We start from the raw sequence: 22,138 nt of genomic DNA, 5'->3' as shown, positions 1-22,138 counted from the left end.
TGGGCGATCACACTTCGGCCGCCGCCCGGCGCGGACTACCATCAGCTCATGACCCGTGTACTGCTCGCCGAGGACGACGCGTCCATCTCGGAGCCGCTGGCCCGCGCCCTGCGCCGGGAAGGTTACGAGGTCGAGGTGCGTGAGGACGGCCCCACCGCGCTCGACGCCGGAATGCAGGGCGGCGTCGACCTGGTCGTGCTCGACCTCGGGCTGCCCGGCATGGACGGTCTGGAGGTGGCCCGCCGACTGCGCTCGGAGGGCCACGCCATCCCGATCCTCATCCTGACCGCGCGCGCCGACGAGGTGGACACCGTCGTCGGTCTGGACGCGGGCGCCGACGACTACGTCACCAAGCCCTTCCGGCTCGCCGAGCTGCTGGCCCGGGTCCGGGCCCTGCTGCGGCGCGGCGCGTCCGAGCCCCAGCAGCCGCCCGCCACGCACGGCGTCCGCATCGACGTGGAGTCGCACCGCGCCTGGATGGGCGAGGAGGAACTCCAGCTCACGGCCAAGGAGTTCGACCTGCTGCGGGTCCTCGTCCGGGACGCGGGCCGGGTCGTCACCCGCGACCAGCTGATGCGCGAGGTCTGGGACACCACCTGGTGGTCGTCGACCAAGACCCTCGACATGCACATCTCCTGGCTGCGCAAGAAGCTCGGCGACGACGCGGCGAACCCCCGTTACATCGCCACCGTGCGGGGCGTCGGCTTCCGCTTCGAGAAGAGCTGAGCCGAGCGCTCCGCGGGGGTTGGCCCGACCATGCGCGTCGCGTGGTCGGGTGCGGGTCGGTGGGGTGGGGGTTGGTCGCGCCCACGCGGCGCAGCCGCACATCGGGTACAGCCCCGCGCCTCTGAGCCGGTTTCCCGCACCGGTCTTGTGAAGTCACCGTCCGGAGGGCACCGTGCGTCGCCGTCTCATCCAGTCCACCCTCGCCGTGGTGCTCGTCGTCATCGCCGTCTTCGGGGTGTCCCTCGTCATCGTCGAGACCCGCACGATCAGCAACAGCGCCCAGGAACGGGTGGACTCCGAGGCGCTGCGGCTGGCCAGCATCGTGGACAGCCGACTGGTGGGCTCGGAGCACGTCACCGCCGAGATACTGCGCGACCAGGTCACGCAGGACCGCTACGCGGAGATCCGGATCCCCGGCCGGCCGGTCATCCAGGTCGGCACCAAGCCCCAGGGCGATGTGATCAAGGCGACGGCCCGGGGCGAGGAGGGCGAGACCGTCCTCGTGCAGGAGCCGCGCTCCACGGTCACCCGGGAGGTCGGCCGCACGCTGCTGATCATCGGCCTGGTGGCGCTGCTCGCGGTGATCGCGGCGGTGCTGCTGGCCATCCGCCAGGCCAACCGGCTCGCCTCCCCTCTGACCGACCTCGCCGAGACGGCGGAGCGGCTGGGATCGGGCGACCCGCGGCCCCGGCACAAGCGGTACGCGGTTCCCGAGCTCGACCGGGTCGCCGACGTCCTCGATGCCTCCGCCGAGCGCATCGCCCGCATGCTGACCGCCGAGCGCCGCCTCGCGGCGGACGCCTCCCACCAGCTGCGCACGCCGCTGACGGCCCTCTCCATGCGCCTGGAGGAGATCACCCTCACCGACGACCCGGACACCGTGAAGGAGGAGGCGACGATCGCCCTGACGCAGGTGGAGCGTCTGACGGACGTGGTCGAACGCCTGCTGACCAACGCCCGGGACCCCCGCACCGGCTCGGCGGTCACCTTCGACCTCGACGAGGTCATCCAGCAGCAGCTCGCCGAGTGGCGCCCCGCCTACCGCGGAGTGGGCCGGGCCATCGTCAGCTCCGGCAAGCGCCATCTGCGGGCGGTGGGCACACCCGGCGCGGTCGCCCAGGTCCTGGCCGCCCTGATCGAGAACTCCCTCATGCACGGCGGCGGCACGGTGGCGCTGCGCACCCGTGTCACCGGCAACCAGTCCGTGGTCGAGGTCACCGACGAGGGTCCCGGCGTCCCCGCCGATCTGGGCGCCCGCATCTTCGAGCGGGCCATCAGCGGCCGCAACTCCACGGGCATCGGCCTGGCGGTGGCCCGCGACCTGGCGGAGGCCGACGGCGGCCGCCTGGAGATGCTCCAGGCCCAGCCCCCGATCTTCGGGCTGTTCCTGTCCAGCACGCCCCCGCAGAAGCGGACCGCGGAGGACGGCGGGACGACGGTCAGGTAGGGCGGTCGGGCAGGTGGGGCGGTCGGGCAGGGCGGTCGGGTACGAGGGTCAGCCGACGCGCTGCCCGGCCCTCGGCTCGGGCTCCCGGGACTGCTCGGCCACCGTCAGGAACGACTCGGCGCCGGCCACGGCCTCCTTCGCCGGCAGCGCCCGGAACACCCACGTCCGGTACGACCAGAACCGGAACAGCGTCGCGATCCCGATGCCGACGAACTTGAACACATTGCTCTGGATCGGGCTGTCCCAGCCGAAGCCGTACGTCGCCGCGAACAGCAGACCGTTCTCGATCACCAGTCCCACCGCGCTGAACAGCAGGAACAGCGTCATTTCCTTCGTCCGCCCGCTCTTGTCGCGGTCACGGTAGGTGAAGTAGCGGAACCCCACGTAGTTGAAGGCGATGGCCACGACCGTCGCTATGACACTGGCCCGCACCACCTGAAGGTCGGTGAGATGCCGGACGAGGTTGAAGACTCCGAGGTTGACCAGCAGCCCCGCGCCGCCCACCGCTCCGAACTTCGCGAGCTCGCGGACGACCCTCCTCAGCCCCGAGGAACCATGCGCCATGGTCGTACAGGCCCCCGTCCGGGTTCGGTTTCGTCAACCCAGCCATGCTAACCACCACTCTTGTCGGTTTCCTGTGGTCCGGCTCACGGGCTCGTGACCAGCGGGGAAGAAGCGGGGAAACGGTCGGTATGAGACAGGAAAGGTCCCGGTAAGAGGCACGGAATTCGGCCGCGGTGGCGTGGCCGATACCCTGGGGTCGTGACGTTCCCGGTAGTCGGCATGGTCGGCGGGGGCCAGCTCGCTCGTATGACACACGAGGCGGGCATCCCGCTCGGCATCAGATTCAAGCTCCTCAGTGACACCCCACTGGATTCCGCGGCGCAGGTCGTGAGCGATGTCGTCATCGGCGACTATCGCGATCTCGACACGCTCCGTGAGTTCGCGCGCGGGTGCGATGTGATCACCTTCGATCACGAACACGTACCCACCGAGCACCTCAGGGCGCTGGAGGCGGACGGCATCCCCGTCCGCCCGGGCCCCGACGCGCTGGTGCACGCCCAGGACAAGGGGGTGATGCGCGCGCGACTCGACGCGATCGGCGTTCCGTGCCCCCGGCACAGGATCGTGACCGACCCGGCCGACGTCGCCGCGTTCGCCGCCGAAGGCCTGGCCGAGGGCGCCGAGGGCGACGGCTTCCCGGTGGTCCTCAAGACCGTCCGCGGCGGCTACGACGGCAAGGGCGTGTGGGTCGTCGACTCGGTCGAGGAGGCGGCGGACCCCTTCCGGGCCGGCGTCCCCGTCCTGGCGGAGGAGAAGGTCGACTACGTCCGCGAGCTCGCCGCCGACGTCGTCCGCTCCCCGCACGGTCAGGCCGTCGCGTACCCGGTCGTCGAGTCGCAGCAGGTGGGCGGGGTCTGCGACACGGTGATCGCGCCCGCGCCCGGCCTGGACGGGGCCCTCGCCCTGCGCGCCGAGGAGATGGCCCTGCGCATCGCCAAGGAACTGGACGTGGTCGGCCACCTCGCGGTCGAGCTCTTCGAGATCCGTCACGCCGACGGGTCTCCCGGGGTCCTGGTCAACGAACTGGCGATGCGCCCGCACAACTCGGGCCACTGGACGATGGACGGCGCGATCACCTCGCAGTTCGCCAACCACGTCCGCGCCGTCCTCGACCTCCCCCTCGGCGACCCGCGTCCGCGCGCCAGGTGGACGGTCATGGTCAACGTCCTCGGCGGCGACTACCCGGACATGTACTCCGCGTACCTGCACTGCATGGCCCGCGACCCCCAGCTGAAGATCCACATGTACGGCAAGGACGTGAAGCCCGGCCGCAAGGTCGGACACGTCAACACCTACGGCGACGACCTGGACGACGTCCTCGAACGCGCACGTCACGCAGCCGGTTACCTGAGAGGCACGATCACCGAATGAGCCCTGTTGTAGGCATCGTCATGGGGTCGGACAGCGACTGGCCGGTCATGGAGGCCGCCGCGCAGGCCCTCGACGAGTTCGAGATCGCGTACGAGGTCGACGTCGTCTCCGCGCACCGCATGCCGCGCGAGATGGTCGCGTACGGCGAGCACGCGGACGGGCGCGGGCTCAAGGTGATCATCGCGGGCGCCGGCGGCGCCGCCCACCTCCCCGGCATGCTCGCCTCCGTGACCCCGCTGCCGGTGATCGGCGTACCCGTGCCCCTGAAGTACCTGGACGGCATGGACAGCCTGCTGTCGATCGTGCAGATGCCGGCCGGCGTCCCGGTCGCCACGGTCTCGGTGGGCGGCGCCCGCAACGCCGGTCTGCTGGCCGCCCGCATCCTCGCCACCCAGGACGAGGAGCTGCTGGCCCGCATGCGGGACTTCCAGCAGGAGCTGAACGACCAGGCCACCGAGAAGGGCAAGCGCCTGCGCGCCAAGGTCGAGGGCTCGAACGGCTTCGGTTTCGGAAAGTGACGCAGATGACCTCACTGGACGCGGCCCGCGAGCTCCTGCGCGAGTTCCCCGTCGTCGACGGCCACAACGACCTGCCCTGGGCGCTGCGCGAGCAGGTCCGCTACGACCTCGACGCCCGTGACATCGCCGGCCACCAGCACGCCCACCTGCACACCGACATCCCCCGGCTGCGCGCGGGCGGGGTCGGCGCGCAGTACTGGTCGGTGTACGTGCGCGCGGACCTGCCCGACGCGGTCCCGGCGACGCTGGAGCAGATCGACTGCGTGCGGCGGCTCATCGCCCGCCACCCGCGGGACCTGCGCGCCGCGCTGACGGCCGCGGACATGGAGACGGCGCGCGCGGAGGGCCGTATCGCCTCGCTCATGGGGGCGGAGGGCGGCCACTCCATCGCCAACTCGCTCGGCACCCTGCGCGGCCTGTACGCGCTCGGCGTGCGCTACATGACGCTCACCCACAACGACAACGTGGACTGGGCGGACTCCGCGACCGACGAACCCAAGGCCGGCGGCCTGTCCGCCTTCGGCCGCGAGGTCGTGCGCGAGATGAACCGCGAGGGCATGCTGGTCGACCTCTCGCACGTGGCGGCGACGACGATGCGGGACGCGCTCGACGCGACGGCCGCGCCGGTGATCTTCTCGCACTCCTCCGCGCGAGCGGTGTGCGACCACCCCCGCAACATCCCGGACGACGTCCTCGGACGCCTCTCCGCCAACGGCGGCATGGCGATGGTGACCTTCGTGCCGAAGTTCGTCCTCCAGGCGGCGGTCGACTGGACGGCCGCCGCCGACGACAACATGCGCGCGAACGGTTTCCACCACCTCGCCACCACGGCCGAGGCGATGAAGGTCCACCGGGTCTTCGAGGAGACGAACCCCCGCCCGATCGCCACCGTCGCCACGGTCGCCGACCACCTCGACCACATGCGCGAGGTCGCCGGCATCGACCACCTCGGCATCGGCGGCGACTACGACGGCACCGCCTTCACCCCCGACGGCCTCGACGACGTCTCCGGCTACCCCAACCTGATCGCGGAGCTCCTCGACCGAGGCTGGTCCAGGCCGGACCTCGCCAAGCTGACCTGGCAGAACGCGGTACGCGTACTCGGCGCGGCGGAGGACGTGGCCCGCGACCTTCAGGCCACCCGGTCGCCCTCCCACGCGACGATCGAGTCGCTGGACGGCTGAGCCGGCCCGTCGGTCAGGGCGGGGTAGTCGGTGTAGCCGACCGCCCCGCCCACGTACATCAGGTAGCGGTCCCGCAGTGGGTTCAGCGGGGCGCCCTGCCGCAGCCGGGCGACCAGGTCGGGGTTGGCCAGGAACGGCCGTCCGAGGGCGACCAGGTCGGCCCCGGCGGCGAGCAGCCGGTCGACCGCGCGGGTGACGGCGTCCGTGGTGAGCTCCGTCAGCACGGGGTTGGCGACGAGCGTCCCCGGCCACTCGGCCCGGATCCGGCGGAACAGCGGCCCGTCCGGGTCGGCGTACACCACGTGCAGATACGCGAGCCCGAGACCCTTCAGCCGCTCGACGAGCGCCGGGTAGAGCTCCGCCGTCTCGGCGTCGTCCTCGTCGATGCCGTTGAAGGTGACGCCGGGCGAGATCCGTACACCCACCCGCTCCGCGCCGATCTCCGCGGCGACCGCCTCCACCACCTCCGCCGCGAACCGGATCCGCCGGGCGACCGAGCCGCCGTAGGCGTCGGTGCGGTGGTTGGTGTTGCCGGCCAGGAACTGGTGCAGCAGGTGACCGTTGGCGGCGTGCACCTCCACGCCCTCGAACCCGGCGTCGAGCGCGTTGCGGGCGGCCGAGGCGAAGTCGGCGACGGTGGCGCGGATGTCGTCCCGGTCCATCTCCCGGGGCGTGACGGCGGGCCGGTGACCGCCCGGCGTGAAGATCGTCTCCGGCAACGGGACGGGGGAGGGGGCGACCGGCGTCAGCCCGCTGGTCGCCGGATGGCTCACCCGCCCGCCGTGCTGGAGCTGGAGGAACATCCGCCCGCCCGCGTCCCGTACGGCGTCGGTCACCCGCCGCCATCCGGCCACGTGCTCGGGCCGGTGGATCGCGGTGATGTTCGGATACGTCTGTCCGACCGCGTTGGGCGTGGCGGCCTCGGCGATGATCAGGCCGGCGGAGGCGCGCTGGGCGTAGTACTCGACCATGAGGTCGCCCGGCGTGCCGTCGGCGGCGGCGCGGTTGCGGGTCAGAGGGGCCATGACGAGACGGTGGGGGAGAGCGAGCCCTCCCAGCCGGAACGGGGTGTCCTTGGTCGGTGTCATGGCGGTACCGTAAAAGCTGACACTGATGTCAGATTCAAGTCCTTCCGGACCGGGGGCGGCCAATGCGGATCGGTGAACTGGCGCGGCGCACGAACGTCAGCGAGCGCTCCCTGCGCTACTACGAGGCCCAGGGGCTGCTGGCCGCCGACCGCACCCCCGGCGGCCACCGGGACTACCCGGAGCGGGCCGTCGACCGGGTCGTGCTCATCCAGGAGCTGTTCGCGGCCGGGCTGCACAGCACCAAGATCGCCCAGCTGCTGCCGTGCATGCGGGACTCCGACGGAGGCCCCTCGGCCGTCGCCACCCCCCGGCTGGTCGCCGATCTCACCGCGGAGCGCGACCGCATCGACCGCACCATCGCCGACCTGGTCCGCTCCCGGGAGACCCTGGACGAGGTGATCCAGGTGGCCGAGGGCACCTGACCGGGGCGTCGGGGCGTCCGTACCCCGAACGCCCCGTCCACCAGGAAGCCGGCCGTCCGCCGTGCGACGGTGACCGTACTGCTGATCGACGTACGGAGACCGCCATGGCCGACCTCCATGACGAGCCGCACACCCTTCCCGAGGTCGGTGAGCTCGACGACGAGGCGCAGGCCGCCCCGTTCAGCCCGTACGCGCCGCTCACGGCCGAGGAGGCCGCCGAGGACACCGAGGCCGTCCAGGCCGCCCAGGAGCCCGAGAGCACCCCGCTGGAGCGCGCCCGCGCGCTCCTCGCCGCGCACCCGGTCGCCGACGGCTACAGCGGACTGCCCTCGGCCCTGCGGCACCTGCCCTGCTACGACCTCCAGCTCGGCGAGAGCGCCGTCGACACGGACGTGCCCCGCCTGCGCCGGGGAAACGTCGGCGCGCTGCTGTGGTCGCTGCACCTGCCCGAGGGCCTCGTCGCCGACCGGGCCCTCGGGGCCACCCTGGAGCAGCTGGACCTCGTCCGGTCGGTGATCGCCGCCCACCCCGAAGGACTGCGGCTCGCCCGCAGCGCCGGGCAGATCATCGACGCCCGCCACTGCGGCCGCGTCGCCGTCGTCCTGGGCCCGGCCGCGGCCGCGGCGCTCGACGACTCCCTGGGCATCCTGCGCGTGCTGCACTCCCTCGGGCTGCGCGTCCTCACCCTCACCGGCACCTCCTGGACGGGGGGCGAAGCGGGGCTGACCCGGTTCGGCGAGGAGGTCGTGCGCGAGATGAACCGGCTCGGCGTGCTCGCCGACCTCTCCGGCGCCTCCGACCTCACCGTCGCCCGCGTCCTCACGCTCTCCAGGACGCCGGTCCTGTGCACCCGCTCCGCCGCCCGCGCGCTGCGCCCCCACCCCGCCAACCTGTCCGACGAACTGCTCGCCGGGCTGGGCGAGGCCAGGGGACTCTGCCTGGTACCTCTGACCGCCGAGCAGACCGGCCCCGGCCTCCGGGACGTGGCCGACCACCTCGACCACGTCCGCGCGATCGCCGGCCCGGCCTGCGTCGGCCTGTCCGGCCTCTACGACTCCGGCGCCGCCCACCCGCAGGGCCTCGCCGACGCCTCCGGCTATCCGCACCTGATCGCCGAGCTGCTCCGCCGGGGCTGGCCGGAGACCGACATCGCCCTGCTGACCTGGGGCAACGTGCAGCGCGTCCTGCGCACCGCCGACTTCACGGCCCGAGCGGCCCAGGACCGCAGGGAGCCGTCGACGGTGAGGATCGCGGAACTGGACGGATAGGCCCGCAGGGCAGGGCAGGGCGGGCAGGCCGCCGGCCGGGCAGAACCGCTACGGGTGCTCGATCCGGCACAGGCAGAACGGATGCCCCGCCGGATCGGCGTACACCTGGAAGTCCTTCTTCTCCCTGTCCTCCAGGTCCAGCGGCCGCGCGCCCAGCGCCAGCACCCGCTCGTGGGCCGCGTCGATCTCCGCCCAGGTGGCGCCGCCGTCGAGGTCGAGGTGGAACTGCTGCGGATTGCGGTCGGCGCGCGGCCACTCCGGCGGGGTGTACCCCTCGACCTGCTGGAACGCGATCCGGGGACCGCCGGGGACGCGCAGGACGACCCAGTCGTCCTCGCCGTCCTCGGCCTCGGGCGTGCCGCCCACGACCGCCGCGTAGAAGTCGGCGAGCGCGCGCGGGTCGGGACAGTCGAGGACGACGGAACGGAAGCGGGCGACGGGCGGCATGGAATCCTCCTGGCTCGAGCGCGGTACGGGGCGTCGACAGTCGTACGGTTTCAGCGGTCGTGCGGCTTCAGCGTCTGTGCCGCCTCAGCGGTCGTGCTGCCTCAGCGGTCGTGCTGCGTCATCGGTCGTGCGGGGTTCCGGTGGTCGGGCGGGCCTCAGGAGCTGCACAGGCAGAACGGGTGCCCGGCCGGATCCGCGTACACACGCCAGCCGCGCGAGCGGTCCTCCGCGTCCAGCGGCTTCGCGCCCAGCGCCAGCACGCCCCGCTCGGCCGCGTCCAGGTCGTCGACGGTCAGGTCCAGATGGAACTGCTGCGACTGCTCGGGCGCGGGCCAGGCGGGCGGTACGAACCCGGCGGCGGCCTGGAAGGCCAGCGACTGACCACCGGGCACCTTCACGTCGACCCAGTCCCCCTCGCCCTCGACGGTGCCGCCCAGCACCTCGGCGTAGAAACCGGCCAGTGCGCCCGGGTCGGGACAGTCCAGAACGACGACACCCAGCTTGGCGAGAGCCATGCCTTCCTCCTGGCGATCGGATGGGTTACCCCTATAGCCGGGTAACCAGTAACGGTTACTGCATGCTCCCGCATTGGCGGTAACGTCGCAAGCATGAATGACCGATCGGCGGCGCCCGGGAGCCTGGCCCTGGTCGAGTCCCTGGTGAACACGCTGGACCTCGAGTCGGGCGCGGACGCGCTGGACACGGCGGAGGGCCGGGCCCGCTTCGGGCTGCCGGAGAACACCGACGCCGCCGGGGACGCCGTGGGCGAGGTGGCGCGCGCCCGTGAGCTGCGCGAGTCCCTGCGCGCGGCTCTGCTGGCCCACGCGGGACATCCGCCGCACCGCGAGGTGACCCCGTTGGGCGAGCTGCTGGCGTCGGCGCCCCTGCTGGTGACGATCGACGAGCACGACGGCTCCGCCCGCCTCGCCGCCGCCGGCGCGGCCTCGCTGCTCTCCCGTACGGCCGCCGCGGTGGCGGAGGCGCTGATCGCGGGCACCTGGACCCGGCTGAAGGCCTGCGAGGCCGTCACCTGCCACTGGGCGTACTACGACCGCAGTCCGGCGGGCCGCGGGCGCTGGTGCTCGATGCAGGTGTGCGGGGCGCGCGCGAAGATGCGCCGGTACCGGGCGAAGTAGTTCACCGGCAGGGGCACAGGCCGGTGGTGCAGAATGCAGCAAGACGCCGGTTCGGCCGACTGAGCCTCGGCCGAACCGGCGTCGCTCCGTAGGCCTCGGCCCGCGCCCCGCGTGTGGCGGTGCCCGCGCCCGTGCTTGTTCCTGTGCTTATGCGGTCGGGCGGCCCATCGCCCGGTACGTCCATCCGGCCTTGCGCCACAGGACCGGGTCGAGCGCGTTGCGTCCGTCGAGGATCAGCCGGGTCGTCGCGACCTCCCCGAGCTGCGCCGGGTCGAGCTCGCGGAACTCCTGCCACTCGGTGAGGTGCAGTACGGCGTCCGCGCCCCGGACGGCCTCCAGCGCCGAGTCCGCGTACGCGAGCGTCGGGAAGACCCGGCGGGCGTTGGCCATGCCCTTCGGGTCGTACACCGTGACCTGCCCGCCCTGGAGATGGATCTGACCGGCGACGTTGAGGGCGGGCGAGTCCCGTACGTCGTCGGAGTCGGGCTTGAAGGTGGCGCCGAGCACGCCGATCCGCTTGCCCAGGAAGGACCCGCCGCCCAGCGCCTGCCGGGCCAGCTCGACCATCTGACCGCGCTGACGCATGTTGATGGAGTCGATCTCGCGCAGGAAGGTCAGCGCCTGGTCGGCGCCGAGCTCACCGGCACGGGCCATGAAGGCCCGGATGTCCTTGGGCAGGCAGCCGCCGCCGAACCCGATCCCCGCCCGCAGGAACTTCTTGCCGATCCGGTCGTCGTAGCCGATGGCCTCGGCCAGCTTGGCGACATCGCCGTCGGCGGCCTCGCACACCTCCGCCATGGCGTTGATGAAGGAGATCTTGGTGGCGAGGAAGGAGTTCGCGGAGGTCTTCACCAGCTCGGCGGTGGGGAAGTCGGTGACGACGAACGGCGAACCCTCGCCGATAGGCGTCTCGTACACCTGCCGCAGCAGCGCCTCGGCCCGCTCGCTGCGCACCCCGACGACGATGCGGTCCGGGTGCAGGGTGTCCTGGACCGCGAACCCCTCGCGCAGGAACTCCGGGTTCCAGGCGAGCTCGGCGTCCGCACCGGCGGGCGCCAGCTCGGCGATCGTCCGGGCCAGCCGGTCGGCGGAACCCACCGGCACGGTGGACTTGCCGACGACGAGCGCGGGCCGCGCCAGATGCGGCGCGAGGGAGCCCATGGCGGACTCGACGTACGACATGTCGCACGCGTACTCACCGTGCTTCTGCGGGGTGTTGACGCACACGAAGTGGACGTCGCCGAAGGCCCCCACCTCGGCCCAGTCCTGGGTGAAGCGCAGCCGTCCGCTGGACCCCTCGAACCCGGGGACGTGCCGGCGCAGCAGCTCCTCGAGCCCCGGCTCGTACATGGGGGTCTCGCCGCGTTCCAGCATCTCGATCTTCTCGCGCACGACATCGAGAGCGAGTACCTCGAAACCCAGCTCGGCCATGGCCGCGGCGTGCGTGGCGCCGAGATAGCCGGTGCCGATCACGGTGATCTTGAGGGCCATGAATGCTCCAGGTGGGGATGCCGTCGCTGCGCGCCCGAGCATAGTCGGGGCGTGTCGGCTCCCCTCACCGGGCAGTTGTCACAAGAAGGCACCCTGTCGCCAAACTCACGTATCACTCGGGTGGGTGGACCTCTAAAATTTGAGTTACTTAACGGTAATTAGCGTCGGTGACCGTAGCGTTTTGGAGCGTGAGACACCTTGGCCGGATCGGCTGACTTCGACCTGTACCGCCCGTCCGAGGAGCACGACATGCTCCGCGACGCCATCCGCTCGCTGTCCGAGGCGAAGATCGCGCCGTACGCCGCCGCGGTGGACGAGGAGGCTCGCTTCCCGCAGGAGGCGCTGGACGCGCTGGTGGCGAGCGACCTGCACGCGGTACACGTCCCCGAGTCGTACGGCGGCGCGGGTGCGGACGCCCTCGCCACGGTGATCGTGATCGAGGAGGTCGCGCGGGCCTGTGTGTCCTCCTCGCTGATCCCCGCGGTGAACAAGCTCGGCTCCCTGCCGGTGATCCTGTCGGGCTCCGAGGACCTGAAGAAGAAGTACCTGACGCCGCTCGCCAAGGGCGACGCGATGTTCTCGTACGCCCTCTCCGAGCCGGACGCGGGCTCGGACGCGGCCGGCATGAAGACCAAGGCGGTCCGGGACGGCGACCACTGGATCCTGAACGGCGTGAAGCGCTGGATCACCAACGCGGGTGTCTCCGAGTACTACACGGTGATGGCCGTGACGGACCCGACGAAGCGCTCGAAGGGCATCTCGGCCTTCGTCGTGGAGAAGTCCGACCCGGGTGTCTCCTTCGGCGCCCCGGAGAAGAAGCTGGGCATCAAGGGCTCCCCGACCCGCGAGGTCTATTTCGACAACGTCCGGATCCCGGCCGACCGCATGATCGGCGAGGAGGGCACGGGCTTCCTGACCGCGATGAAGACCCTGGACCACACCCGCATCACGATCGCCGCGCAGGCGCTGGGCGTCGCCCAGGGCGCCTTCGACTACGCCAAGGGCTACGTCCAGGAGCGCAAGCAGTTCGGCAAGGCGATCGCCGACTTCCAGGGCATCCAGTTCATGCTCGCCGACATGGCCATGAAGATCGAGGCCGCCCGTCAGCTGACGTACGCGGCGGCGGCCAAGTCCGAGCGACTGGACGCCGACCTCACCTTCCAGGGCGCGGCCGCGAAGTGCTTCGCCTCGGACGTGGCGATGGAGGTCACCACGGACGCGGTCCAGCTCCTCGGCGGCTACGGCTACACCCGGGACTACCCGGTGGAGCGGATGATGCGCGACGCGAAGATCACCCAGATCTATGAGGGCACGAACCAGGTCCAGCGCATCGTCATGGCGAGGAACCTGCCGTAACCGGTCGCCGAGCCGACGGCCGGAGGGTGCCCGGGGGAACCGGGCACCCTCCGCTGCTTTCAGCCCTCCACGGAGACACGGAGACACGGAGACACGGAGACGAAGTCGGCGTGCGGTTCCTCACCGTGAAGCCGATCATGCCGGGGCGGGCGGGTGAAGCGCCTGCTCAGTCCTCGAGCCCCTCCGCGACGCGGCGCTCGCGCAGTTCCCTGATCGCCCGGCGCCGGGCCAGCCGGTGGGTGCGGCGGATCTGGGCCTCCTGGTACCGCCTCTTGTCGCGTTCCGTCTCCGGGAGGACCGGGGGGACCACGCGCGGCTTGCCGTCGGCGTCGACGGCGGCGAAGACCAGATAGGCCGAGCCGACCTGGGTGGGCGGGGCGGACTCGTTCCAGCGTTCGGCCAGGACCCGGACGCCGACCTCCATCGACGTCCGGCCGGTCCAGTTGACCTGCGCCTTCACATGGACGAGGTCGCCGACGCGGACCGGCTCGAGGAAGGCCATCTCGTCCATGGACGCGGTGACGGCGGGGCCGCCGGAGTGCCGTCCGGCCACCGCGCCCGCCGCGTCGTCCACGAGTTTCATGATCACGCCGCCGTGCACCGTCCCCAGCAGGTTGGTGTCGTTGTGGCTCATGATGTGGCTGAGGGTGGTGCGGGAGGCGGATGTGGGCTTGCCCGGGATGTCCGGGGTGGTGCCCGAGTCCGCCGCGGTGGCCTGGTCTGTCATGTCCTCCACCTTATGCCGACGGGGACAACCCGGGACTTTGTGTCAGCTTGGCAACAGCGGGGCCCTGATTCTCCGACGGCCCTTGTACGGCACACAGCCCTGCCCTGCACACTGGTCCGCATGAACGATTGGCCCGAGGGATGGTCCGACAGTGACCGCGGCAACCGGTACGGCGGCGGCAGCGCGAACGCGCAGCCCGAGAGCCCGCGTGTCATGCGGCAGGTCCGCCGCGGCCCCGCCGCGCCGCCGCAGGGCGCCGGAGTCCCGCCGCAGCCGTCGTACGTCAACGGCCAGGGATACGGCGACTACACGAACGCCCAGAACACCGGCTACGACAGCGGCTACAGCTCGGGCGAGGTCTACGGGGGCGGCGGCGACTCCGGCGGTCCGGGTGGCCTCGGCACCCGCGCTCCGCGTCCCGCGCCGAACTGGCGCCGCCGCATCAAGTGGACGGCGATCACCGTCCTGACGGTGCTGGTCGTGACGTCGGTGGGCACGTACTTCTGGGCCGACGGCAAGCTGAACCGCGAGGTCGACCTGTCGAAGGTCATCGACCGGCCCGAGGCGGGCGAGGGCACGAACTACCTGATCGTCGGCTCCGACAGCCGTGAGGGCATGTCCGCCGAGGAGAAGAAGGAACTGCACACCGGTTCCGCCGAGGGCAAGCGCACGGACTCGATGATGATCCTGCACACCGGCTCCAACGGCGACACGCTGATCTCGCTCCCGCGCGACTCCGACGTGGAGATCCCGACGTTCGTGGGCTCCGAGTCCGGCAAGACCTACAAGGGCACCGGCCGGCACGTGAAGCTGAACGCCGCCTACGCCGAGGACGGGCCGGAGCTGCTGGTGCGCACGGTCGAGTTCAACACCGGCCTGCGCATCGACCACTACGTGGAGATCGGCTTCGCCGGCTTCGCGAACATCGTGGACTCGGTCGGCGGCGTCGAGATCGACATCCCGCAGGACATCAAGGACACCAAGTCGGGCGCCGACTTCAAGAAGGGCAAGCAGACCCTGAACGGCGAGGAGGCCCTCGCGTTCGTCCGCACCCGGTACGCGCTCGCGGGCTCCGACCTGGACCGTACGAAGAACCAGCAGAAGTTCCTCGCGGCCCTCGCCAACCAGGTGGCCACCCCGGGCACGGTCCTCAACCCCTTCAAGCTCTACCCGACCATGAGCGCGGGCCTGGACACCCTGATCGTGGACAAGGACATGGGCCTGTACGACCTGGGGTCGATGTTCTTCGCAATGAAGGGCGTCAACAGCGGTGACGGCAAGTCGATGAACATGCCCATCTCCGGTTCCACCGGCGGCAACCTCGTCTGGGACAAGGCGAAGGTGAAGACGCTGGTCAGCCAGCTGAAGAACGACGAGAAGGTCACCGTCTCGGGCAACTGAGCCGGCCGCACGGCGGTATCACCCAGGGGCACCACACAGGGTGCCCCTGAGTGCGTGCGGACGACGGGTCACATGGTGGCGCCCGCCATCGTGCGGCACATCTCGGCGCAGCGGCGACAGGACTCCGCGCAGCGCATCATCTGCGGATCGTCCGGCATGGCCATACACGCCTCGGCGCACATGTCGCACGCCTTCGCGCACATCGCGCACATCTCGGCCGACATGGGCGAGCGCCGCATCATCATGTCGGCGCACATGCGGGTCGTCTCCGAGCAGTCCATGAGCGCGCGCATGATCTGCATCTGGGCCTGGCCGCCCATCTGCATGCAGGAGCTCATGGTCTCCTCGCACATGCTGTGGCAGGACATGCACGCCTCGACGCAGTCCTGCATCTCCTTGCTCATGGCGGTCATGGTTCCGGGCTGGGTCATGGCTCCTCCTGGGGGTGAGGGGGCCCGGCGGGCCCCGTGCGTGCCCTTCCGTCGTACGCCTCCCACGTGCCCCGCGCCATCGGGCGGACGGCTCCGTTCCGTACGTTTCGCACCAGAAACGCACATCCGCCTAGGAACAGCCCACCTCGTCCCCCCGCACCACTCCCGACTCGCCCTGCTCCACCTGGGCCGCCCGCACCTTGCGGACCTTGTGGAAGTCCGTCCCCGCGATGACCTTCAGCGTGGACCCGAGGCCCTTCACGGCCCGCAGCTCGCTGCCCGGCAGGGCCGTCGCGAGCGACTTCGCGGAGCGGTCCCAGCGGGGGTCGTAGGCGACGACCGTGCGCCGGGTCGAGGGGCCGGCCGCGCTGACCGGCTGCCGGGTCGTACGGAAGCCCGTCGCCGCCAGGGCCGCGTCCACGCGCCTGCCGAGCCCCGCCGTGCGGGTGCCGTTCTCGACCTGGACGTGGATCTGCTGCGGGGCCACGTCCACGCGTGCCGCTCCGCGCTCGCGCGGCCGGGCTCCCGCGGCGGCGAGGGGCTCGTCGTCGCGCAGGGCCCGGAAGAGACGCTGCGCCTTCACGGCGTCCCACTTCAGCGTCGAGCCGAGGCCCTTCACGACGTATCCCATCTCACCGATGGGGACCGTCGTGAACTCGGAGGAGGAAGGGGAGAAGGTGCGCATCGCCCGGCCGAGGTCGAGGAGCTCGTCCGTGCCGAAGCCCCGGTCGGCCCGTACCGAGCCGAGCACCGCCCGCGTCACGTCCCGGAACCTCAGCGGGTTCAGCAGCACCCCGGAGGAGGTGGCCCGGTCCACCAGGGCCGCCAGGAAGCGCTGCTGCCGCTTCATCCTGCCCAGGTCGGAGGAGGCGTCCGTGTGCCGGGAGCGGACGTACTGGAGGGCCTGGCCGCCCTTGAGCGTGTGCGTGCCCGGTGCCAGGTCCAGGCCCGTGTACCTGTCCTTCAGGGGCTCCGCCGTGCAGATCCGCACGCCGCCCAGCACGTCCACCGTCTTCATGAAGCTGGTGAAGTCGACCTCCAGGTAGTGGTCGATCTTCACGTGGGTCATGTTCTCGACCGTGCGGACGGTGAGCTGCGGCCCGCCCTCCGCGTACGCCGAGTTGATCTTGATCGGGTGGCCGCTGTGCTCCTTGCCGGTGACCTGGTCGGTGTGCGGCGGCGTCTCGGCGTAGGAGTCGCGCGGGAGACTGACGACGCTGGCCCGCTCACGGTCCTCCGAGATGTGCACGATCATGATCGTGTCGGTGCAGTGACAGGGGGCCCCGCCCAGGCGGTAGCGGCGGCGCTCCGTCTCCGTGATGTCGTCGCGGCCGTCGGTGCCGACCAGCAGGACGTTCATGCCGTGGCCGGCCCGCGGACGGTTCTTCATGTCCTTGAAGGGGTCGACCCGGGCGATGTCCGCGTCGAGGCCGGCGACCACCGAGTGACCGATCCCGGCGGCGGCGAGCAGCACCACCGAGAGCGTGGTCGTCGCCCGCATGGCCCAGCGAGGGCGTCCGCGCCGGGCGGAGGGGCGGGGTACGCGGTGCCGCGGGTGGGGTCGACGCGGGGGCCGGGGCGGTGTGGTGGGCATACGGGGCACCTCCGGGCGGCGGCGGTGGGCGGGGGGAGCCGTTGGAACGGTAGGCCCATACGATCTGCCGACCGGCGCAGCGCACCCGGCGGGGCGGGCCGTGTCCCCCGTTCGCGGTAACGTGAGCCCCCTATGAACGCCAAGCCCGACGTGCAGCTCCCCGCAGTGTCCGTCATCATGCCCGTCCTCAACGAGGAGCGGCATCTGCGCGGAGCCGTCCAAGCGATCCTCGCGCAGGAGTACGCCGGCGAGATGGAGGTCGTGATCGCCATCGGTCCGTCCACGGACCGTACGGAAGAGATCGCGGCCCAGCTCGTCGCCGAGACAGCCTCCGGCAACAAGCGCGTGCACACGGTCCCCAATCCCTCAGGGCGTACGCCCGCCGCGCTCAACGCCGCGATCAAGGCATCACGCCATCCGATCGTCGTCCGCGTCGACGGGCACGGCATGCTCTCCCCGAACTACATCGCCACCGCCGTACGGCTCCTGGAGGAGACCGGCGCGCAGAACGTCGGCGGGATCATGCACGCCGAGGGCGAGAACGACTGGGAGCACGCGGTGGCCGCGGCCATGACCTCGAAGATCGGGGTCGGTAACGCAGCCTTCCACACGGGAGGGCAGGCCGGCCCCGCGGAGACCGTGTATCTGGGTGTCTTTCGGCGCGCCGCGCTGGAGCAACAGGGCGGCTACAACGAGGAGTTCATCCGCGCCCAGGACTGGGAGCTGAACTTTCGGATCAGGGAGGCCGGCGGTCTCATCTGGTTCTCGCCCGAACTCAAGGTGTCGTACCGGCCGCGGCCCAGCGTCAAGGCGCTCGCCAAGCAGTACAAGGACTACGGCCGTTGGCGGCACGTCGTCGCCCGCTACCACGAGGGCTCCATCAACCTGCGCTACCTCGCCCCGCCCACCGCGGTCTGCGCGATAGCCGCCGGCATCGTCGTGGGCGCCGCGCTCACCCCGCTGGGCTTCGTGATCCCCGGCGGCTACCTCGCGGCGATCGTCGCCGGGTCGCTGCCGGCCGGCAAGGGGCTGCCGATGAAGGCACGGCTCCAGATCCCCGTGGCCCTCGCCACCATGCACATGACGTGGGGCTTCGGCTTCCTGACCAGCCCCAAGGCGCTGGCCAGGAAGGTCATCGCCTCGCGGCGCCCCGCGGTGCTCAGCGACACGCACTGAGCACCCGCCGCACCGCTCCGCCGACGCAGGGGCGCGCTCACGAGGCACTTCCGGAGCGCGCCCTCAGGGCACCACAGGACCCGGGCTACCAGGTGTAGTTCGGGTCCACGTGCATGCACTGGGTGGTGTCCGACGCGTTGATCGCCCCGGCCGTGTCGGGCGTCTTGTCGTCCTTCACCGGCGCCTTGTACGCCGTTCCCGAGCGCCAGTCCGCGCCCACGACGACCGTGACCCCGGAGACCTCGGTGGACTTCTTCACCTGACCCGTCGGGATGCCGAGGGCCTTGGCGACCGCCTCGGCGTCGCCCTCCAGATCGGCGCTCGGGTAGCGGACCACCGTGGCCACCACGGCCGTGGCAGCCGAGGGGTCCGCGACGGCCTCGGTGAAGCCCTTGCCCTTCAGCAGCTCCTTCACCGCCGTGGCCCGCCCGCGGACCGCCGCCAGCGTGCTCGTGGACGTCCCGTTGTGCACCTGCACCGCGATCTCGCCGGGCGCGGCGGCCGGGTCGGTGACCGTCGGAGTCGGGCTGGCCGTGGCCTTCTCGGCGTCCTTGCCGTCGAGGGCGATGTCCTCGCGCACCAGACGGAACAGCTGCTTGGCGTCGTCCGTGGGCACCACCCGGCTGCCCTGGTAGCGGTTCGGCATCGTCGTCATCGTGATGCGCTCGGTGGGCACCTTCTTCAGCTCGCCCGCCAGGTCGTACATCTTCGTGATGGTGTCGAGGCCGTCGTCGACGGTGATCGCCTTCGTGGCCGCCTCGGCGAGCTTGCGCAGCTTGTTGGGATTGGTCAGCTTGGCGTTGGCGCGCAGCTCGCGGACCATCGAGTTCATGTACATGTGCTGCGCCTTGGCACGGGCCAGGTCGGTGTCGTCCTCGAAGCCGTAGCGGGTACGCAGCCACTGCAGGGCCTGCTTGCCCTTGACGGCGTGCGTGCCCTCCTCCAGCTTCAGACCGGACCCCTTGCCGGTGCTGGTGTGCGAGTAGACGTTGGCGTCCACGCAGACCGGGACACCGCCGATCGCGTCCGCCATCGACACCACACCGGAGAAGTCGATCATCATGAAGTGGTCGATGTGGATGTCGGTGAGCTTCTCCCAGGTGGCCACCGTGCAGCCCGGACCGCCGCGACCGAGCGACACGTTCGTCATCTCGTCGGTCAGCGCCCCGTAGGTGGTCCCGTCGTCGGGGTCCGTGCACTTGGGGATGTCCAGCAGCGTGTCGCGCGGCATGCTCACCACCGACATGTTGCTGCGGTCCGCCGATATGTGCAGCAGCATCTGGACGTCCGCGAGCGGAGGGCCGTCGAAGGTGTCCTTGGCGCCGCCGAGCTTCTGGTTCTCCGCCGTGTCACGGGCGTCCGAACCGATCAGCAGGATGTTCAGTGCCGTCTGCCCGGCCGAGTTGGCCTCCGTCTCGGCCGCCCGGTCCTTCGCGTCGCCGATGTTCAGGTCGTCGCTCTTGATGTTCGCGTTCAGGTGTTCGTAGTAGAGGTATCCGGCCCCCGCGCCGCCGAGTATGACCAGCGCGAGCACCGTCGCCGACCAGCGCAACGCGCGTCGACGTCTGCGTCTGCGATCCGCGTTCCGGCCCGCGCCGCGCCCGCCACCCGCTCCGCCGTCCCCCTCGGACGCGGTCTCGTCCTGTTGTTCCCGCGCCGCCGGGGACACCGTGTCCTCGACCGCGGGAACCTCCCTCCGCACCCCACTGCTCCCCGCCAATTCCCCTGCCCCTCCCCGCCGTGCGCCTGACACGGGCCCGTCCCGCGTCAAGTCAGACGCACGACGGGCCCGAAGGGTTACCTACTTGGCGCACTCGACCTTGTCCGCCGTGGACTTCTGGACCGTGTCCGGCACGGTGGTCGGAGTCGTGAGCGAGACGCCCGCGCCCTTGAAGTCCTTGCCCAGCGTCAGCGTCATCGTCGGCAGACCCTGGGAGTTCTCGACACTCTTGCCCGGCTTCAGAGCGGTACCGGGCAGCCCCATGATGGCGGCGAGCTTGCGTGCCTGGTCGGCCTGGTCGGGCGCGTACTCGAGCGTCGTCTTGCTCAGTGCCGCGGGCGCGTTGCCCGCGTTCTCGGACTTCGTCACGCCCTCATCATTCTGCAGCCAGTTAAGAGTTTCCTGTGCGCTGCCGGCCGGAGCGCCGCCGTTCATGACCTGCACCCGCACCGCGGAGGCGGCGGACCGGGTGCCCTTGAGGCGGGCCGCCGCGGCCGCCGCGGCCGCGTTCTTGGACGCCGCCGCCTGCTCCTTCACCTCGGTGAAGGAGACGTCGTCCTTGATCATCTGGAAGACGGTGGGCGCCGTCGAGGCGTTCACGACGACCGTGGCCGCGACCTTCTCGGCCGGGTTGTCGACCACCGGCACGGTGGTGAAGGTCAGGTTCTTCACGTTGAGCTTGCCCAGCTCCAGACCCAGGTCCTTCAGCTTGTCGATGGTGTCCAGCTGGGAGTCGACGGTCAGCGCCTTCGTGCCCGCCTCCGCCAGCTTGATCATCTTGGTCGGGCTGGTGAGCGTGTCGTTCGACTTCAGCTTGCGCATCAGCGCGCTGAGGAACTGCTGCTGGAGCTCGATCCGGCTCAGGTCGCCGCCGAAGCCGACGGAGTGCCGGGTGCGCACGAAGGCCAGCGCCTGCTCGCCCTCGATGGTGTGGGTGCCCTTCGACAGCTTCAGATGCGAGTCCTCGTCGTCGATGTCCTTCGCCAGGCACACCTCGACGCCGCCGACCGCCGTGGTCAGCGTCTTGACCGCGTTGAAGTCGGCCACCATGAAGTTGTCCGCCTGGATCCCGGTCAGCTCGGTGACCGTGCGCACGGTGCAGCTCGGCGTGCGGTTGTCCTGCCCGAGGCTGGTGTTGAAGCGGACGTTGTCCGTGCCCTTGATGACCTTGGTGGAGCCGTCCTCCTGCTTGGTCTCGCAGTCCGGGACGTCCACGATCAGGTCGCGCGGGATGCTGAGCGCGGTCGCGTTCGTCCGGTCCTTGGAGACGTGCAGCAGGATCGTGGTGTCCGCGTGGCCCACGCTGCCGGAGTCGCCGTAGCCCTCGTTGCCCGAACCGGTGCGCTTGTCGGTGCCGATCACCAGCAGGTTGATGGCCTTGTCCTTGCTGAAGCCACCGGTGCTCGCGCCGTCGTCGGAGACGGACGTGATGTTGTCGTTGAGGTGCTCGAGATAGAGGTAGGCCGCACCGGCCGTACCCACCAGGACGAAGGCCATGATCCCGCCGGTCCACAGCAGTATCTTCTTCGCCTTCGACTTCTTCTTCACCGGCCGGCGGCCACGCCGGTTCGCCGCCGCTTCCTCCGGCGGTGCGCCCCGGCGACGGCGCGGCGAAGGCACCTCCGGGTCCGGCGTCTCCTCGCGCGACGACGACTCCCGGCCCTGCGCCGCCGTACGGCCGCGCGCCGAACCTCCTCCGCCACCGGTCCGACCGGAGTCGGATCTACGTGGCCCCGGCACCGACGATTGCGGTGCGGAAGGAGTCAGTCGCAGTTCGTATTCGCCGGTGTTCGGATTGAGCACCCACTGGTCTGCGGGGTCGATGTTGTCCGCCCGCCCACGGCCTTGCGCGTCCACGGTTGTCCGAATCCTCCGTCGGGGCCACGCGGCGCCTTTCCCCCTCAAGGCGCTCGGGTCTCGGTCACTCGGTGCGCGACCCCAGGAAGACCTCGTGGCCGGGGGCACCGGATCGCTCACACTATCCGCCAGGTTCGGCGGCGAGCGACGGCCGTGACAAATTCCACGCCCCTACAAGCGGGCAATCCGCCCTATTTCTTTGAACTTGTGTTCG

General features: G+C 70.9%; 21 protein-coding genes. 11 read left to right on the top strand and 10 right to left on the bottom strand.

The features are described from left to right. Window positions 1-48 precede the first annotated feature (48 nt). Together OG736_RS18485 and OG736_RS18480 are read left to right on the top strand one after the other, a co-directional pair. Window positions 49-726: a response regulator transcription factor gene (locus OG736_RS18485; protein WP_020128522.1), complete on the top strand. Its 678-nt coding sequence runs from the start codon at window positions 49-51 to the stop codon at window positions 724-726. 172 nt (window positions 727-898) lie between these two features. Then, window positions 899-2,173, top strand: coding sequence for a sensor histidine kinase (locus OG736_RS18480; RefSeq protein ID WP_327183425.1), 1,275 nt, complete (start codon window positions 899-901; stop codon window positions 2,171-2,173). Between the two features lie 48 nt (window positions 2,174-2,221). Here the strand turns inward: OG736_RS18480 and OG736_RS18475 are convergent, their stop codons facing one another. Next, a complete protein-coding gene (locus OG736_RS18475; RefSeq protein WP_327183424.1) occupies window positions 2,222-2,737 on the bottom strand; it encodes a GtrA family protein in 516 nt (171 codons plus the stop codon). 198 nt (window positions 2,738-2,935) lie between these two features. Between OG736_RS18475 and OG736_RS18470 the strand changes: the two genes are divergently transcribed. The 3 genes from OG736_RS18470 to OG736_RS18460 are packed head-to-tail and all read left to right on the top strand — an operon-like array spanning window position 2,936 to window position 5,810. Beyond that, window positions 2,936-4,108 (top strand): 5-(carboxyamino)imidazole ribonucleotide synthase, encoded by a 1,173-nt coding sequence (locus tag OG736_RS18470; protein WP_327183423.1) that lies wholly within the window; start codon window positions 2,936-2,938, stop codon window positions 4,106-4,108. Beyond that, window positions 4,105-4,626 carry a 5-(carboxyamino)imidazole ribonucleotide mutase gene (purE, locus tag OG736_RS18465; RefSeq protein ID WP_327183422.1) on the top strand — a complete coding sequence of 174 codons (522 nt, stop codon included), beginning with the start codon at window positions 4,105-4,107 and terminating at the stop codon, window positions 4,624-4,626. Before OG736_RS18470 ends, purE begins: the two co-directional genes overlap by 4 nt. A gap of 5 nt (window positions 4,627-4,631) precedes the next feature. Then, window positions 4,632-5,810 (top strand): dipeptidase, encoded by a 1,179-nt coding sequence (locus tag OG736_RS18460; RefSeq protein WP_327183421.1) that lies wholly within the window; start codon window positions 4,632-4,634, stop codon window positions 5,808-5,810. On the opposite strand, the gene OG736_RS18455 is transcribed toward OG736_RS18460, so the two are convergent. Further along, window positions 5,759-6,898, bottom strand: coding sequence for an alkene reductase (locus tag OG736_RS18455; protein WP_327183420.1), 1,140 nt, complete (start codon window positions 6,896-6,898; stop codon window positions 5,759-5,761). The genes OG736_RS18460 and OG736_RS18455 overlap by 52 nt on opposite strands. Window positions 6,899-6,960: 62 nt before the next feature. On the opposite strand from OG736_RS18455, the gene OG736_RS18450 reads away from it, so the two are divergent. Continuing rightward, window positions 6,961-7,320, top strand: coding sequence for a MerR family transcriptional regulator (locus OG736_RS18450; RefSeq protein ID WP_327183419.1), 360 nt, complete (start codon window positions 6,961-6,963; stop codon window positions 7,318-7,320). A gap of 104 nt (window positions 7,321-7,424) precedes the next feature. Next, window positions 7,425-8,588: a dipeptidase gene (locus OG736_RS18445; protein ID WP_327183418.1), complete on the top strand. Its 1,164-nt coding sequence runs from the start codon at window positions 7,425-7,427 to the stop codon at window positions 8,586-8,588. A gap of 48 nt (window positions 8,589-8,636) precedes the next feature. Here the strand turns inward: OG736_RS18445 and OG736_RS18440 are convergent, their stop codons facing one another. Beyond that, on the bottom strand, window positions 8,637-9,035 hold the full coding sequence (locus OG736_RS18440) for a VOC family protein (protein WP_327183417.1): 399 nt from the start codon (window positions 9,033-9,035) through the stop codon (window positions 8,637-8,639). A gap of 155 nt (window positions 9,036-9,190) precedes the next feature. Beyond that, window positions 9,191-9,550, bottom strand: a complete 360-nt coding sequence (locus tag OG736_RS18435) for a VOC family protein (protein WP_327183416.1) — start codon at window positions 9,548-9,550, stop codon at window positions 9,191-9,193. Between the two features lie 93 nt (window positions 9,551-9,643). Between OG736_RS18435 and OG736_RS18430 the strand changes: the two genes are divergently transcribed. After that, entirely contained in the window at window positions 9,644-10,171 is a 528-nt protein-coding gene (locus OG736_RS18430; RefSeq protein WP_327183415.1) for a CGNR zinc finger domain-containing protein, read from the top strand. A gap of 147 nt (window positions 10,172-10,318) precedes the next feature. On the opposite strand, the gene OG736_RS18425 is transcribed toward OG736_RS18430, so the two are convergent. After that, window positions 10,319-11,662, bottom strand: a complete 1,344-nt coding sequence (locus OG736_RS18425; protein ID WP_327183414.1) for a UDP-glucose dehydrogenase family protein — start codon at window positions 11,660-11,662, stop codon at window positions 10,319-10,321. Window positions 11,663-11,860: 198 nt separating this feature from the next. Here OG736_RS18425 and OG736_RS18420 point away from each other — a divergent pair, with 198 nt between their 5' ends. Continuing rightward, complete coding sequence (locus OG736_RS18420; RefSeq protein WP_020128535.1) at window positions 11,861-13,018, top strand: acyl-CoA dehydrogenase family protein; 1,158 nt, start codon at window positions 11,861-11,863, stop codon at window positions 13,016-13,018. 166 nt (window positions 13,019-13,184) lie between these two features. On the opposite strand, the gene OG736_RS18415 is transcribed toward OG736_RS18420, so the two are convergent. Then, complete coding sequence (locus OG736_RS18415) at window positions 13,185-13,745, bottom strand: acyl-CoA thioesterase (protein ID WP_327183413.1); 561 nt, start codon at window positions 13,743-13,745, stop codon at window positions 13,185-13,187. 120 nt (window positions 13,746-13,865) lie between these two features. On the opposite strand from OG736_RS18415, the gene OG736_RS18410 reads away from it, so the two are divergent. Next, window positions 13,866-15,146, top strand: coding sequence for an LCP family protein (locus OG736_RS18410; protein ID WP_327183412.1), 1,281 nt, complete (start codon window positions 13,866-13,868; stop codon window positions 15,144-15,146). Between the two features lie 68 nt (window positions 15,147-15,214). Here the strand turns inward: OG736_RS18410 and OG736_RS18405 are convergent, their stop codons facing one another. Continuing rightward, window positions 15,215-15,577 (bottom strand): four-helix bundle copper-binding protein, encoded by a 363-nt coding sequence (locus OG736_RS18405; protein ID WP_020128538.1) that lies wholly within the window; start codon window positions 15,575-15,577, stop codon window positions 15,215-15,217. A 130-nt stretch (window positions 15,578-15,707) separates the two neighbouring features. Further along, entirely contained in the window at window positions 15,708-17,171 is a 1,464-nt protein-coding gene (locus OG736_RS18400; protein WP_327183411.1) for an LCP family protein, read from the bottom strand. 132 nt (window positions 17,172-17,303) lie between these two features. Between OG736_RS18400 and OG736_RS18395 the strand changes: the two genes are divergently transcribed. Next, window positions 17,304-18,347, top strand: coding sequence for a glycosyltransferase family 2 protein (locus OG736_RS18395; protein ID WP_327183410.1), 1,044 nt, complete (start codon window positions 17,304-17,306; stop codon window positions 18,345-18,347). Between the two features lie 85 nt (window positions 18,348-18,432). Here OG736_RS18395 and OG736_RS18390 read toward each other — a convergent pair whose 3' ends face one another. Further along, a complete protein-coding gene (locus OG736_RS18390; RefSeq protein ID WP_327183409.1) occupies window positions 18,433-20,049 on the bottom strand; it encodes an LCP family protein in 1,617 nt (538 codons plus the stop codon). Window positions 20,050-20,148: 99 nt separating this feature from the next. Next, window positions 20,149-21,924, bottom strand: coding sequence for an LCP family protein (locus OG736_RS18385; protein ID WP_327183408.1), 1,776 nt, complete (start codon window positions 21,922-21,924; stop codon window positions 20,149-20,151). Between the last annotated feature and the right edge of the window lie 214 nt (window positions 21,925-22,138).

This window comes from Streptomyces sp. NBC_01334 (assembly GCF_035983595.1).
Taxonomy (GTDB): Bacteria; Actinomycetota; Actinomycetes; order Streptomycetales; family Streptomycetaceae; genus Streptomyces; species Streptomyces coriariae.
Note: the sequence above shows the minus strand (reverse complement) of the source record. Positions and strands in the feature narration are given on the sequence as shown.

What these genes read in the sequence shown, in the direction of transcription:
- OG736_RS18485 (WP_020128522.1), top strand. Translation starts at nt 49, where the DNA reads ATGACCCGTGTACTGCTCGCCGAGGACGACGCGTCCATCTCGGAGCCG.
- OG736_RS18475 (WP_327183424.1), bottom strand. Translation starts at nt 2,737, where the DNA reads ATGGCGCATGGTTCCTCGGGGCTGAGGAGGGTCGTCCGCGAGCTCGCG.
- purE (WP_327183422.1), top strand. Translation starts at nt 4,105, where the DNA reads ATGAGCCCTGTTGTAGGCATCGTCATGGGGTCGGACAGCGACTGGCCG.
- OG736_RS18460 (WP_327183421.1), top strand. Translation starts at nt 4,632, where the DNA reads ATGACCTCACTGGACGCGGCCCGCGAGCTCCTGCGCGAGTTCCCCGTC.
- OG736_RS18455 (WP_327183420.1), bottom strand. Translation starts at nt 6,898, where the DNA reads ATGACACCGACCAAGGACACCCCGTTCCGGCTGGGAGGGCTCGCTCTC.
- OG736_RS18450 (WP_327183419.1), top strand. Translation starts at nt 6,961, where the DNA reads ATGCGGATCGGTGAACTGGCGCGGCGCACGAACGTCAGCGAGCGCTCC.
- OG736_RS18445 (WP_327183418.1), top strand. Translation starts at nt 7,425, where the DNA reads ATGGCCGACCTCCATGACGAGCCGCACACCCTTCCCGAGGTCGGTGAG.
- OG736_RS18440 (WP_327183417.1), bottom strand. Translation starts at nt 9,035, where the DNA reads ATGCCGCCCGTCGCCCGCTTCCGTTCCGTCGTCCTCGACTGTCCCGAC.
- OG736_RS18435 (WP_327183416.1), bottom strand. Translation starts at nt 9,550, where the DNA reads ATGGCTCTCGCCAAGCTGGGTGTCGTCGTTCTGGACTGTCCCGACCCG.
- OG736_RS18430 (WP_327183415.1), top strand. Translation starts at nt 9,644, where the DNA reads ATGAATGACCGATCGGCGGCGCCCGGGAGCCTGGCCCTGGTCGAGTCC.
- OG736_RS18425 (WP_327183414.1), bottom strand. Translation starts at nt 11,662, where the DNA reads ATGGCCCTCAAGATCACCGTGATCGGCACCGGCTATCTCGGCGCCACG.
- OG736_RS18415 (WP_327183413.1), bottom strand. Translation starts at nt 13,745, where the DNA reads ATGACAGACCAGGCCACCGCGGCGGACTCGGGCACCACCCCGGACATC.
- OG736_RS18410 (WP_327183412.1), top strand. Translation starts at nt 13,866, where the DNA reads ATGAACGATTGGCCCGAGGGATGGTCCGACAGTGACCGCGGCAACCGG.
- OG736_RS18405 (WP_020128538.1), bottom strand. Translation starts at nt 15,577, where the DNA reads ATGACCCAGCCCGGAACCATGACCGCCATGAGCAAGGAGATGCAGGAC.
- OG736_RS18400 (WP_327183411.1), bottom strand. Translation starts at nt 17,171, where the DNA reads ATGCCCACCACACCGCCCCGGCCCCCGCGTCGACCCCACCCGCGGCAC.
- OG736_RS18395 (WP_327183410.1), top strand. Translation starts at nt 17,304, where the DNA reads ATGAACGCCAAGCCCGACGTGCAGCTCCCCGCAGTGTCCGTCATCATG.